The sequence below is a fragment of the Anabaenopsis arnoldii genome (assembly GCF_028331025.1).
Lineage (GTDB): Bacteria > Cyanobacteriota > Cyanobacteriia > Cyanobacteriales > Nostocaceae > Anabaenopsis > Anabaenopsis arnoldii.
In genome coordinates this window covers 23,030-37,818 of the sequence record NZ_JAQMUH010000067.1, presented here as the reverse complement: position 1 = coordinate 37,818, position 14,789 = coordinate 23,030, and the positions used below count along the sequence as shown (strand labels likewise).

9 protein-coding genes and 1 pseudogene are annotated in these 14,789 nt (G+C 41.7%); 4 read left to right on the top strand and 6 right to left on the bottom strand.

Annotated elements, in window-relative coordinates; all coding sequences use genetic code 11:
* Positions 1-140: 140 nt before the first annotated feature.
* Positions 141-1,004: pseudogene (locus PN457_RS05355) on the top strand (glucosaminidase domain-containing protein); the annotation flags it as partial.
* 11 nt (positions 1,005-1,015) lie between these two features.
* Here PN457_RS05355 and PN457_RS05350 read toward each other — a convergent pair.
* The 4 genes from PN457_RS05350 to miaA form a co-directional block, all read right to left on the bottom strand.
* Positions 1,016-1,423, bottom strand: coding sequence for a hypothetical protein (locus tag PN457_RS05350; RefSeq protein ID WP_271731808.1), 408 nt, complete (start codon positions 1,421-1,423; stop codon positions 1,016-1,018).
* 50 nt (positions 1,424-1,473) lie between these two features.
* Complete coding sequence (locus PN457_RS05345) at positions 1,474-2,697, bottom strand: glycoside hydrolase family 10-like protein (protein WP_271731807.1); 1,224 nt, start codon at positions 2,695-2,697, stop codon at positions 1,474-1,476.
* A gap of 118 nt (positions 2,698-2,815) precedes the next feature.
* Positions 2,816-4,288, bottom strand: coding sequence for a glycolate oxidase subunit GlcD (glcD, locus tag PN457_RS05340; protein ID WP_271731806.1), 1,473 nt, complete (start codon positions 4,286-4,288; stop codon positions 2,816-2,818).
* A gap of 101 nt (positions 4,289-4,389) precedes the next feature.
* Positions 4,390-5,280: a tRNA (adenosine(37)-N6)-dimethylallyltransferase MiaA gene (gene miaA / locus PN457_RS05335; protein ID WP_271731805.1), complete on the bottom strand. Its 891-nt coding sequence runs from the start codon at positions 5,278-5,280 to the stop codon at positions 4,390-4,392.
* Between the two features lie 321 nt (positions 5,281-5,601).
* Between miaA and gyrB the strand changes: the two genes are divergently transcribed.
* Together gyrB and rpoD are read left to right on the top strand one after the other, a co-directional pair.
* Positions 5,602-7,539, top strand: a complete 1,938-nt coding sequence (gene gyrB, locus PN457_RS05330; protein WP_271731804.1) for a DNA topoisomerase (ATP-hydrolyzing) subunit B — start codon at positions 5,602-5,604, stop codon at positions 7,537-7,539.
* 1,725 nt (positions 7,540-9,264) lie between these two features.
* The gene (rpoD, locus tag PN457_RS05325) at positions 9,265-10,440 is read left to right on the top strand and encodes an RNA polymerase sigma factor RpoD (protein ID WP_271731803.1); all 1,176 of its coding nucleotides are present in this window, start codon (positions 9,265-9,267) and stop codon (positions 10,438-10,440) included.
* A 309-nt stretch (positions 10,441-10,749) separates the two neighbouring features.
* On the opposite strand, the gene PN457_RS05320 is transcribed toward rpoD, so the two are convergent.
* Positions 10,750-10,929, bottom strand: coding sequence for a chlorophyll a/b-binding protein (locus PN457_RS05320; protein WP_200987555.1), 180 nt, complete (start codon positions 10,927-10,929; stop codon positions 10,750-10,752).
* Between the two features lie 377 nt (positions 10,930-11,306).
* Positions 11,307-13,826: a DNA gyrase subunit A gene (gene gyrA / locus PN457_RS05315; RefSeq protein ID WP_271731801.1), complete on the bottom strand. Its 2,520-nt coding sequence runs from the start codon at positions 13,824-13,826 to the stop codon at positions 11,307-11,309.
* 373 nt (positions 13,827-14,199) lie between these two features.
* Here gyrA and PN457_RS05310 point away from each other — a divergent pair, with 373 nt between their 5' ends.
* Positions 14,200-14,604 (top strand): response regulator, encoded by a 405-nt coding sequence (locus PN457_RS05310; RefSeq protein WP_271731800.1) that lies wholly within the window; start codon positions 14,200-14,202, stop codon positions 14,602-14,604.
* Positions 14,605-14,789: the final 185 nt, after the last annotated feature.

The following is a 14,789-nucleotide window of genomic DNA, read 5'->3' as shown; positions in this document are numbered from 1 at the left end:
TTCTACTATCAACTGCACTAGGCATCCCCCCGTGCCATTGACATCACTTATATAATACCAATGTGCTTTCATTTAGCGATTGCTACACACAGATGCAAGCTCTGCGTAGCGATCGCCTGTGCCAGTTGCGTAAGTCCTAATTGTTACAAAATTATCGCCGTGATTTTGCCTTGGGAATTGCTGAGGGTTTAATATCTTGGAGTCGGCTAATTGACCGCAGTACTGTAAATGCTGTTGTATCTGACTACCCAGTTATTGATATTCATATTAATGGGCAAAAATATGGTGAGAAAGGAATATTAGTTAATGGTAATTGCTACATTCCGATTAACATAGTAGATCAACTACAAATTGATTTATTAAAGTTAAGAGATGTTCACCGCATTAGTTACCATAAAATAGTTTATATTAAAGCTGTGGATTTAAGAGAATTTCACGTTCAAATTACATGGGATACCACAATTAATCTAGTTACTTTACGCTCAAATTTATTAATTTGCGTTGATCAAATAGACCGCATTATGTCAAGGGGTAACACATCGGAAGTAGAGTTACAATTATTCCTGAAAAGCAACCATGAAAAAGCTTTAGTAAATTTTTCACAGATAGCCCAATTGTATCGAGAAGAGGGTAAGATTGAGGGTGTAAACTATGACATTGCTTTCTGCCAAATGTGCTTAGAAACTGAATTTTTACGTTTTGGGGGCGATGTCAGACCTGAGCAAAATAACTTTGCTGGTTTGGGTTGTATTGGTGGTAGTGTTGAAGCTGCGTCTTTTCCTAGCGCCAGAATTGGTGTGAGAGCGCATATTCAACACTTAAAAGCCTATGGGAGTCTTGAACCTTTAGTAACCGAAGTGGTAGATCCACGATTTCGCTTTATCACCCGGGGAATTGCGCCATCAATTTATCAACTTTCTGGGCGGTGGTCAGCAGATTTAGATTATGGTACAAAAATCTTAGCAATCATGAAACGTTTATATACTTCAGCACAGATTTTGTGATGTCACTGATATCAAAGGATTAAATAGCTGCGCCAATTCCCTTGTGACTCCTGATTTTGTTGTTGGGGAACTAGCAAGCGCCAGCTCTTACCTTCTTGCTGAATTTGCAAATAAATTTCAAAAGGTTGTTGGTGTTGTGTTAACTGTCTTTTGGGAAGGTGCAAAATTAAATCGTAGGTTCCCCGGACGCGGAAAGCTGGTAGGTTTTCAATGGTTAGGGGTTGTTCCTGGCGAATTTTTAAATCTTTGATTTCAAAATCGGATAAGTCTAAATCCAGTTTTTGGTTGAGTTGCTGCTGAGTTTGTTCTACCTGGAGTGCGATCGCTTTTTGGACTAACTGAGTAGTCGGTAATAGTCCGATGGTACCACACCCTGTCAATAACGCCAGTAAAATCACCGTCACCAAAAGCCGTATCATATTAAATGCATATACAATCTGTCAGCGATAGTATACAGGAATTTCCCTGGTTAAGGTCTAACAGCTTTAGCGACAAACAATTTCTGAAACACTTGTAGCCTTTGCTGGGGAGGTTCTGGGGTGATGCTCCCCCACAAACTTTCCCAGTAAAAAAACGAAATACCAGTAAAATTGCGATCGCGTACCGTTTTCACCTGTGCTTGAATTTGGGAAATCTTCATAGGACTAGTAGAGGTTCCGGTTAAAATACCAATACTAACCGGTATCCGAGTCCGAGCAAATTTTACTGCTGGTTGTTCTAATTCAGTAATAAAACTCTTTTGATTATTGCGATATACCTGCAATATTAACTCATCTACTAAACCTCTTCTTACCCAGGTTTCCCAGTCTTGTAAATAGTATTTATAGGCAAAAGCCTGTGAATTTGGGGATACAGATATGACCGCATTAGGTTTAATTGCTTTCACACTTTGATGAACTTTTACCATAAAATTGGTAATCTTATTAGCGCGCCAACGCATCCATTCTGGATTAAACGGGTCACTAGGAGGACTTTTACCTTGATGTTCTTGGCGATAGAGATCAACCGTGAAAGCATCATAACCAAATTCTACAGGCATACCAAAATGATCATCTAATTGAATGCCATCCACATGATAAATGCTGACAACTTCCTGAATTAAACCTAACATAAACTGCTGCACTTCTGGGTGCAGAGCATTTAACCAAGCTTGCTGATGTCCTGAATTATCATTTATTTCCTCTAAAGGAACTTCGTTAGTAGATTTTATCCCTTCCTTTCCCATAGTTAACCAATCCGGATAACCCTTGGCTAATTGTGAATGAGGTGGGGTCATAAAACCATATTCAAACCAAGGAATCACACTTAAATTTTGAGGTCTAGCCAGTTGAATAATTTTTGCTAAAACATCTTGTCCGCCGTGCATGATATTTAGTAAAGTATCAGCATCAGATCCTGTTACACTTTTAGCTAACTTACTCTTATAGAAAGTATGGCCTCGATTCCACACCACAGGGTAAATAGTATTAAAGTTTAGCGCAGCTAATTGTGTAACAGCGCGGTCAATTCCCCAGGGCAAAAATAAAACGCCACTAGCAACATTAGTTAGCCAAACCCCTCGTAGTTCTGTTGTTATTGGTAAGCTTTTCTCCGATTGAGATCCCGTTAGTAAAGGAAAAGAAAATACTGTGTAGGCGATTACAAATCCCCAACACAGTAAGTAAAAAAAACTACGTTTATTCAACCTATTCATTTATGGGCTTGACTTTGTTTTTTACTGAGAAACAGTTTTATATAGATATCTAACTAACATTTCTCAGAATTATGTGATGATATCCTCAATACAAAACTCACCCTAACTTAAAGCCCAATTAAAATTGTTCCACGCCGGGAAACTGCTTGATATTTACTGAATTTGCGGCTTCGCCACAAGTGCGGGGGGTAGGAAATATTTTACCAGGATTTGCTAAACCTTGGGGATTAAATACCAGCCTGACCCATTGCATAGTTTCCAAGTCAGCCGGGGTAAACATATCTGGCATATAGCATTTTTTATCAGCACCAATACCATGTTCACCGGAAATACTGCCACCGACTTTAACACAAAGCTTCAGAATTTCTCCCCCTACTTCTTCTACTTTTTCCAGGGCTCCTGGTATAGAATTATCATACAGAATCAAAGGGTGTAAATTACCATCGCCAGCATGAAATACATTGGCAATTTTATAACCATATTTTTCACTTAATGCCTCAATTTCTTGGAGGACATAAGGTAACTGAGTCCGGGGGATGACACCATCTTGGACATAATAATCTGGGCTTAAGTGTCCAGCGGCGGCGAAAGCTGCTTTCCGTCCTTTCCAAAGTTTTAAACGTGTCTCTGGGTCACTAGCACTAGTTACATTTCGTGCCCCATTTTGGCGACAAATTTCAATAACCCGTTGTTTATTGACCTGAACTTCCACATCTAAACCATCGATTTCTACTAATAAAATAGCCGTAGCATCGCGAGGATAACAATTTGTGGCGACAACATCCTCAACTGCATTAATACTGATGTTATCCATCATTTCCATCCCACCGGGAATAATTCCGGCGCTGATAATATCAGAAACCGTTGCTCCAGCAGCTTCGACACTGGTAAAATCGGCTAGTAACACACAAATTGATTCGGCAGTTTTGAGGATTTTCAGAGTAATTTCTGTAGCGATACCTAAAGTACCTTCAGAACCCACAAATACACCTGTTAAATCATAACCAGGTGTTTCGGGAATTTGTCCCCCTAAATCTAAAATTTCCCCGGTGGGCGTGACAATTTTTAAACCCAAGACATGGTTAGTTGTGACACCGTACTTTAAACAATGTACTCCCCCTGAGTTTTCCGCTACATTACCCCCAATTGAGCAGATAATTTGACTAGATGGGTCTGGTGCATAATAAAATCCCGCCCCGCTGACGGTTTGTGTTACCCAGCTATTAATTACCCCTGGTTGTACTACAATGCGCTGATTATCTAAATCAATACTCAGGATTTGCCGCATTAGGGAAGTGACAATTAAAACAGAATTTTCCGAAGGTAAAGCCCCTCCAGATAAACCAGTACCAGAACCACGGGCGATAAAGGGTACAGAATATTGATTACATATTTTGACAATTTGGGCAATTTGTTCTGTAGTTCTGGGTAATAATACCACAGCAGGGCGTTGACGATAACTGGTTAAACCATCGCACTCATAGGTGATGAGTTCTTCACGGCGTTGTACCACGCCATTTTTACCAACTACGGTTTCAAATGCTTTAATAATAGCTTTCCAGTTGTATTGCTTTTTCTCTTGGATGAGCATAGCTTTTTATAGTCAAATGTAGATATATCTTCATTGTTACCAGAATAGCGCTTGCAAAGGGGGAGAGTTACTACTTTTATCCCAGAGTTGAGGCTTTGCTGCTAAACAAATTCCCCTACTCGTCGCCCAACCTTTTCTAGTAAATCAGGATCATCTGCGTTAAACCACTGAATTTGAGGATATGCTTTAAACCAAGTACGCTGGCGCTTGGCAAATTGTCGTGTATGTAGAACAGTTAATTCTTTGGCTGACTCTAAAGAAATTTTACCCGCCAAATACTGGTTAATTTCTTGATATCCCAAGGTATTTAATAAAGGTAAATCAGCACCATATTTTTGAGAGAGATATTCTACCTCAGCCACTAAACCATCAGCGATCATTTGTTCGGTTCGCCTGTGAATGCGCAGCCTTAGTTTTTCCGGGTCACAATCTAGACCTATTTGCAAAATTGGGTAATCTGGGGGGTTCTCTCCTTGCTGCTGGGAAATGGGGCAACCGGTAATGTAAAATACTTCTAATGCTCGTAAAGTCCGGACAGTATCATGGGGATGAATTTTTTGGGCCGCGATCGCATCTACTTGTTTTAAAATGCCATATAGGGAGGTTTGTCCTAAAGATTCCAGTTGCGATCGCAATTCTGGATGTGGTGCAACCCTGGGAATTTTCATTCCTTGAACGATAGAGCGGATGTACAAACCAGTACCACCAACTAACAGTAGTGGAGACTGAGGTAGGGAAGTAATTAAACTTTGTGCTTGTTCCTGATAGTCTGCTACCGTCATAGTGTCCCTGGGGTCGCAGATATCTATTAAATAATGTGGTACTAATTTTTGTTCTGTAGATGTTGGTTTCGCCGTTCCAATATTAAATTCCCGGTACACCTGACGGGAATCAGCACTGAGGATGACAGAATCTAAACCCCCGGCTAAACTCAAAGCCAAACCTGATTTACCTGTGGCCGTCGCACCACAAATTACAATCAATTTAGTCATTTATCTTAACTTCCCATACTCACCGGTTTCTAGTCAAGCTTTTGTGATAGAATCCTAAAGTTTTTATTTTATTTTTTCTCATAGGTAGTTTCCTAGCCCTTACTAATTAAAATTCATATACTACAGATAATACAGAGTGCATCTCAGTAACTGCAAATTTTGAGGCAATCAGTTCACAAAACTTATGGGGTTATATCCCCTAGATAAACTTCTCATAAAAATGGTCTACAGTCCTCATTAACCCTTTTGTGTTATAATTTTGGGGTGTTTTAACTTTTTTGTTTTTGGGCGACTTTCAACCCACGCATCAGGAGAATTTTCATGACGAGCAGTTACAGTGCCGATCAGATTCAAGTTCTGGAAGGTCTGGAAGCCGTCCGCAAACGGCCAGGGATGTACATCGGGACTACAGGGCCGCGAGGACTCCACCATTTAGTTTATGAGGTGGTAGATAACTCTATTGATGAAGCTTTGGCGGGTCACTGTACCCATATAGAAGTGGATATCAATGCTGATGGTTCCGTGACCGTCACAGATGATGGTCGGGGTATTCCCACCGACACTCACTCGCGCACGGGGAAATCTGCTTTGGAAACTGTGTTAACCGTACTACACGCTGGGGGTAAGTTTGGGGGTGGTGGTTACAAGGTATCTGGGGGATTACACGGGGTGGGGATTTCCGTAGTTAACGCCCTGTCGGAACTAGTAGAAGTGACTGTTTGGCGGGATTATAAGGTTCATGTCCAGCGCTATGAAAGAGGTCTACCAGTTACTGAACTGCAAGTAAAGCCTGAAAAAGATGGCAGAACCGGGACTTCTGTCAAATTTAAGCCAGATTACCAAATCTTTACTACTGGTATTGAGTTTGATTACATGACTTTAGCAGGTCGCCTGCGGGAACTGGCGTATCTAAATGCAGGTGTCAAAATTACCTTTAGCGACCATCGCCTGGAACTGCTCAAAAGCGATACACCCAGGGTAGAAACCTACGAATACAAGGGTGGAATTAAAGAGTATGTTGGTTATTTGAACCGCGAGAAGCAACCACTACACGAAGAAATTATTTATGTGCATGGAGAACGCAATAATGTACAAGTAGAAGTTTCTTTACAGTGGTGTACTGATGCTTACACAGACAATGTGCTGGGGTTTGCTAATAATATTCGCACCGTTGATGGTGGTACTCACTTAGAAGGGTTAAAGGCGGTTCTGACTCGCACTTTAAATGCCATCGCTCGCAAGCGCAATAAAATTAAAGAGAATGAATCTAACCTCAGTGGCGAACACGTGCGGGAAGGTTTGACAGCAGTAATTTCTGTGAAAGTCCCCGACCCAGAATTTGAAGGACAAACTAAAACCAAACTGGGTAATACTGAAGTTCGCGGGATTGTTGATTCTTTGGTGGGAGAAGTCCTCAGTGAGTATTTAGAATTTCATCCGGGAATCGCTGACTCGATTTTAGATAAAGCTATTCAAGCCTTTAAAGCGGCCGAAGCAGCTCGTCATGCGCGGGAGTTAGTGCGGCGCAAATCTGTTCTGGAATCTTCACCCTTACCAGGTAAATTAGCAGATTGCAGTTCTCGTGACCCAGCAGAGTCGGAAATCTTTATCGTGGAGGGCGACTCAGCAGGTGGGAGTGCTAAACAAGGACGCGATCGCCGTACCCAAGCCATCCTCCCCCTTCGTGGTAAAATCCTCAATATCGAGAAGACAGACGACGCTAAAATCTATAAAAATAACGAAGTCCAAGCATTAATTACAGCCCTGGGTTTAGGGGTAAAAGGTGACGAATTTGACGCTTCCCAACTGCGTTATCATCGCATTGTGATTATGACTGATGCTGATGTTGATGGGGCGCACATCCGTACACTATTGTTAACTTTCTTCTATCGATATCAGCGATCGCTCATTGAACAGGGTTTTATATATATTGCTTGTCCACCACTATTTAAATTAGAACGGGGACGCAATCATGAGTATTGCTATAGCGATCGGGAATTACAACAAAAAATTGCTCAATTCCCCAGCAACGCTAACTATACCATCCAACGTTTCAAAGGTTTGGGTGAAATGATGCCTCAACAACTCTGGGACACGACCATGAACCCAGAAACCAGGAAAATGAAGCAGGTGGAAATTGAAGACGCTGCGGAAGCTGATCGCATTTTTACAATTTTAATGGGCGATCGCGTTGCACCCAGACGCGAATTCATCGAAACCTATGCTTCTAAACTCAATCTCACGGATTTAGATATCTAAATACTTAGATATCTAAATCCCTTGATATAGCGTTGATAACGAAAATGGCGAAAAACCTGATTGTTCATAAAAATATCGCTGTCAGCGGGAAACTCAGCGGTTTTAGCCCTGAGAGGGAAAACTAGGCTTAGACTTTAGCCGACTGGGTAGACGATGTTTGACGACCGGATCTCAGTGTCTTTACACCATCAGAGTGTCAAATAGTTTATCGGGTAATTCTGCCATCAGATTTCCCCGATACTTAGACCACAAGCTAGAACTCAAATAATTTTATCAACAGCAATATTCCCTGCTTAAATTTCCCCGTCGAATCAAAACCGGGGAAATTTGCTTGGTGATTTCTTGTCTGGTCAAATTGTTTGATATAATACATCAAGATAAAACTAGCATAACTATAATTTTTTCAATGGTAGAAATATCACAAAAACAAATTTTTGTCAAGTATATGCCAACTAGATTGTATTGGCACTTTAGTCAGAGTCAAAAGCATCGATATCTAAATCTAAGTTATGGGTGAAATTCACCCACAAGTTAGAAAAGCATTTGTTATGCTTGAATAGCAAAGCTTAATTTCTTCTACCCAGCGGAATTAGCTCAATATCTTAAAGATTAAATATCGCGTAATCACAACATTGTCCCTAGAGTAAGAGTATTAGATTTAACAATGTTATGACTTACAGCCACGCCGCCAGTGGGTGAGCAACCAATAATCTGACTGTTTGATGTTGGGAATTCTGACTGCTTATACCTTCTTGGGATTGCCGGGGTGATGTCTATGATATTACCGGTATAATTTAGATATTAGTCTACTTAAGTCTAAAATCTGTAATTTTAACTGTTAAAATTCCTCTGAATTGATTAAAATATCGGTGTATACAATAAGAACAGTTTGTCAACTATCATAAGGTAGAAATCTCGGCAGTGCGCTAATGTGTGAATAAGACGAATCAGTCAAATCTCAACTGTTGGTCATTTTGCTGATGACACCACAGCCTTAACTCCCTAGTTGAGGCATTTGGCAGAGCTAAAGTTCCGTGTCTGAAGACAAGCATGATGATTATGACTGTATTTACGGTGCCAAAAGCTCCGTGCAAATCTAAAAATTGAGTTGTTTATGAAGGAAATGTAAAAATGGGTGCATTAGTATTTCTCGCTTAAGTTAAGATTAACAAAACGGCTGCTATGTAGTTAATGTTGCATATCATACTTAAATGTATGTAATAGCGGGTGTAGTTTCCTTTGAATGTAAACATAACGCCACTAGAAGGGAGAAAGTTAAAAATTTCAGGGTATGACTACCATTTCTAATATCTTTTAGTTATTAGCGGCTTGACTTTGCACAATTGCATCATGATTAACACACAAAAAGAGTGCAATTTTTGTGAAACACGCTACAATCGGAAAAGTCTTTATCAGAAAATATGCCAACATTCATATTACACTCATATTTTGGTTATATGGAGTGGTAGGTTTTTGGGATCAAGACAAATATTTGTTTAAACTTGGTTAAAAGTTGTATGTCATAGCAACACATATGATTTCTAACTAAAATGAGCAAGTCAGTAATATGACTTTCTACATATCATCAAACAGTCCTCTCACAGAGGAGAAAAACTTCCGGGAAGTCAGCCTAAAAACCTATTTTCGGTAGTGAAATAGCTCGGTTAATAGAGCAGTAAACACATCTTGAGTAATTGATTCTGCAAGGAGCATGAGGAACGCGGCATGAACCAGGCTAACAACGTACTCGAAAGCATTTATCAGCCTGACCTAGAAATAATAAATCAGCCTGAGCTCGAGTTAGAACTCTTAGTCGAAGAAGAAGAAGAAGAAGAGGACTTGCTGATTAATGATGATGGCGAAGATGAGTTTTTAGAGCCTCAGTCTGATGAGGACGACATAAAGTCTGGAAAAGCCGCTAAATCACGTCGTCGGACACAAAGCAAGAAAAAGCACTACACTGAAGACTCTATTCGCCTTTATTTGCAAGAAATTGGCCGGATTCGCCTATTGCGGGCAGATGAGGAAATCGAATTGGCGCGGAAAATCGCTGATTTACTGGAATTGGAAAGGGTGCGGGATAGACTGCAAGAGCAGTTAGAACGGGAACCTGAATATCGGGAATGGGCAGAAGCTGTACAATTGCCATTGCCAGCATTTCGTTATCGCCTGCATATTGGTCGCCGGGCAAAAGATAAAATGGTGCAATCGAACCTGCGTCTTGTGGTGTCAATTGCCAAGAAATACATGAATCGTGGTTTGTCTTTCCAAGACTTAATTCAAGAAGGTAGTCTTGGTTTGATTCGCGCCGCAGAAAAGTTTGACCACGAAAAAGGTTATAAGTTTTCTACATACGCTACATGGTGGATTCGTCAAGCTATTACCCGGGCGATCGCTGATCAATCCCGTACTATCCGCCTACCGGTTCATCTCTACGAAACCATTTCCCGGATTAAAAAAACTACCAAGTTGCTATCTCAAGAAATGGGTCGCAAACCCACTGAAGAAGAAATCGCTACTCGCATGGAAATGACCATCGAGAAGTTGCGGTTTATTGCCAAATCTGCCCAGTTACCCATTTCACTAGAAACCCCTATCGGTAAAGAAGAAGATTCTCGATTGGGCGACTTTATTGAATCCGATGGTGAAACTCCAGAAGATCAGGTTTCCAAAAATCTGCTGCGTGAAGACCTAGAAAAAGTCCTTGATAGTCTCAGCCCTCGTGAACGTGATGTACTCCGACTCCGCTATGGTTTAGATGACGGTCGCATGAAGACTCTAGAGGAAATTGGGCAGATTTTCAACGTCACCCGGGAACGGATTCGTCAAATTGAGGCTAAAGCACTCCGTAAGTTACGTCATCCCAATCGCAATAGTGTTCTTAAGGAATATATTCGCTAGTCATTAGTCATTAGTCATTAGTCATTAGTCATTAGTTTGACCAAAGGAGTGGGATACACAGCAACGTCCTTCTAGGACGGCTTTCGTCTGTCCTGCATAGCTCTTGCTGTTTAGCGTGCAGTACAGTAGAGTCTAAAATGGTCGGCATGGGGCATCGGCACGACTTTAAATGGGCGAGGAGCGACTGTAAGACTACTTCGGCAGCTTGCAGTAGGTCAATAATGCAAAAATGAACCACAAATAAAAAAACCTGGTAGTGCCAGGTTTTTTTATTGATTTTTTTTATCTACCTATTTCTGTATATCAAACTTACAGAATGCCCCAAAAATGAAGGAAGCCTTGACCAGAAAACAACTCAATCAGGGCAGCTGCTAAAAAGCCAATCATCGCCAAGCGACCATTCCAGATTTCCGCCTGGGGTGTAAAGCCCCAACGCCAAGCGTTGCGATCTTCAGTTACGGGGGCATTAACGTTTGTTGCGTTTGTCATGGTTGGCACTCCTAACTATATATTATTGCCTTATGTAAAATAATATAACAAATAGTTTAGAAATACAACATTTATTTATGATTTGTTGCGATATCTTGACTTAGGTATTTATTGCTGATAAGGCTAGAAAAGCATCTATCACTGGGTAGATATGCAGAAATTACAACTATTTTACATAAATATTAAGATTTATTCTCAATAAATATATGATTAGTTGGGTGATTTGCCCACAAAAATACGGATATTAGCGATTATTTTGGGAATACCTAGCCGGGAAATTATATTGATTAATAGTAAAGTTTATGATTTATGACGCTAAAAACCCCACACATAGAAGCTGCGTGAGGTTCCCATAGTTATAAATTAGTGTATGCGGATTACAGTCCGACTAGCATCACCGTGATCACTCTTTCATCCCGGTGCAGGTCAAGAATGCTTTCACCCTGACCATCTCTACCCAAAATGGGCACAGTCTCTACTCTAATGCGTACAACACGCTCTTTATTAGTCACCAGTGCCACCTCAGCAGAGGCGATCGCCCTAACCATCCCAACTAAATGATCCGTTTTAGTGGCAAATTTCAGGGCTTGTGTGCCTAAATTACCCCGATCAGCTCGTTTTAAATCACTCACAGGTAGCCGTTTGGCATATCCTTGTTCAGTCACCAGCAACAGGTGATCCTCCCCAGGCACAGTAACACAGCCTACCATGTGTTGATGTTTTAACAGCCGGAATGCTTGCAACCCCATAGCAGTCCGCCCCATAAGAGGAAGTTGTTGATCATCAGCAGCAAACTTTAACAAGCGTCCGCCAGAACTAGCTAAAATGAGATTGTCCTGGGCAGTAGTTAACTGGGTCAACAACAACTCATCATCTTCTTTGAGCTTCAAAATCGTAATTCCCCGACGGGTGAGATTGGTAAATTCTCCCAAAGATAGGCGCTTAATTCGTCCTTGCTTTGTCAGCACAACCATCTGCCTAGTTTGAGAATTTTCTGGTAAGAGGACACGACTAACCACCGCTTCCTGAGCACTTTGAGCCGTACTACTGAGCATAGTAATCAGTGGTGTTCCCCGGGGAGAACGTCCAGTCGTAGGGGGAATATCTCCCACACTCATAGGGTAGAGTTTGCCACCACTGGTAATTAGTAGTAACTCCTGATCTGTTGTAGTTAACTCCGTTTGGGTGATGAAGTCATGATCCGCTAGACCATTTTCGGCTTTCGATTTTTTCCCTGATGGCTGCAGTCTACGCACATATCCCCGGTGGCTGAATTCTAACACCACTTCTTCTGGTGGTTCAGAAGATGGTAAACTTTCGGGAGCCACTTTGTTTGAGCCTAAATATAATTTATCTTTACTTTCGGCTCCCTTGTTTTGAGGTAACTCTTGACTAGTGTGGGCTAAAAGCCTAGTCCGTCGGGGATTGTGATATTTGCGCTTGAGCGATCGCAAGTCTTTTTTCAGTCTTTTGAGTAGTTCTTGGCGATCGCTAAGTAATCTTTGCAATACAGCGATTTCTCCGCTGAGTTCCTCAAACTCTCGCTGCAAATTAGAGCGTTCTAAACTCGTGAGGCGGCGTAACGGCATAGACAGAATAGCATCTCCTTGCTCCTCACTCAAATCCAGACGGCTACAAAGGTTGATTTTAGCAGTACTACCATCAGCAGCTTGGCGTAAAATTTCAATTAATTGATCCAGTTGAGATAATGCTTTGAGCAACCCTGACACCAGATGCAGCCTACTTTGTGCCTTACCCAACTCATAACTATAGCGACGGTTGAGGGTTTGTTCCCGGAATTTCAAAAACTCCTGCAAAATCTGGCGTAAACTTAACTGGCGCGGTTGTCCATCCACCAATGCTAAGAGAATCGCCCCAAAATTACTTTGCAAGGCGGTTTGGTGATACAAGTTTTGCAGGACTTCTTGGGGGTTGATATCACGTTTGAGTTCAATCACTACCCGCATCCCTTCGCGATCGCTTTCGTCCCGCAGATCAGAAATTCCTTGTAGGCGACCGTGATTAACTAAATCTGCTACTTTCTCAATCCAGCCAGCCTTATTCACTTGATAAGGTAATTCAGTAATAATAATTGCTGTGCGCCGCTTACTACCCCTAGTCGGTGCAATTTCCTCCGTCTTGGCCACTCCTCGCAGTACAATTCCACCCTTACCAGTAGAATATGCGTCTCGAATCCCTGAGTTACCGACTATTTCACCACCGGTGGGGAAGTCCGGACCAGGAATCACCTCCCATAGTTTTTCATCTGACAAATCCGGCTGGTCAATTAAGGCAATCAAGCCATCAACTAATTCTCCCAAGTTGTGGGGAGGAATATTTGTGGCCATACCCACAGCAATACCAGAACAGCCATTGAGCAACAGAAAAGGCAATTGAGCCGGGAGTACCGTAGGTTCCTGTTGGGAATTATCAAAGTTGCCGATAAATTCCACAGTTTCATCACCAATTTCTGCCAACATCCCCTCATGGCTGATGGGTGCAAGACGCGTTTCTGTGTAGCGCATGGCTGCTGGGGGGTCATTATCGACGCTGCCAAAGTTACCATGTCCTGACAATAGGGGATAGCGGCTGGAAAATTCCTGAACTAACCTGACTAAGGCATCATAAACTGCTTGGTCACCGTGGGGATGGTATTTACCCAGCACATCTCCCACCACACGGGCGCACTTACGATAGGGTCTATCTGGGGTTAGACCTAGTTCATGCATGGCATATAAAATCCGCCTGTGTACTGGTTTTAAGCCATCACGCACGTCCGGTAAAGCCCGCCCTACAATCACACTCATGGCATATTCTAGGTAAGACCGCTGCATCTCTGTATGCAGGGCTGTTGTGATTACCTGTCCCTTTGGGAGAAGGTTTAACTGTTTTGCCATGAGTTTTTTCCCTGAAATTTAATTACACAAACGTCGCTTGGATTCAACACTGCACGCAATAAGCAGCATAACGGATGACATGGGGTTCATAACACAATTTTGATGGTAGTTTATCATAGCGATTAAAATCCTCAGTGCCTTGCTCCCATGTCTCAAGCCAGTGGTGCTCACAGGATAAATCGCAGCAGTATTATCCTTGATGTTGGGGTGGCAATTTGATCAGTCATATCCGTTGATAGTAACTTTTTAGATTGGGGATTTTGGTTCACTTCCGCTGCTTATCGGCAGAATAAATCTCACATCTCCCGTATGCCAAGGTTACACTTAATCTCAAATCCTTTGGCTACTTTCAGCACAATTGTCTAAAATTCTCATGAAAACCGTTTTAATTGTTGAAGACGACCTGATTAATGCTCGCGTTTTTTCCAAAATTTTGACTAAGCGGGGTGGCTTGAATGTCAAACATACAGAAAATGTGGAAGAAGTCATCAAAATTGCCCACTCAGGAGAAGCAGACCTGATTTTAATGGATGTCTCCCTCTCGAGAAGCGTTTATCAAGGTCAGTCTGTTGATGGGATCAAAATTACCCAAATCTTGAAATCTCACCCAAAAACCGCCAATTTACCGGTAATTTTGGTAACAGCCCATGCCATGGAAGGCGATCGCGAGAATTTTCTGCACCAGAGCGGTGCTGATGGCTACATCTCTAAGCCAGTTGTGGATCATCAACAGTTTGTTGAACAAATTATGGCACTTCTCCCTACAGATATCCACTAATAAATGTTGATTCTATCAAAACATAGTGGGAACGTGAGAACCCCTACGCTAAAGCGTAGGGATGAAACGCAACTCAACAGGATTTATCCTGTGGTATCCTTAACAAAAAGGTTTTAACAGGTATTAACAAAGTATTTTTGTGCAGTTAAAATAAAAAAAAGCATCCACAAACATGGTGAAAAACC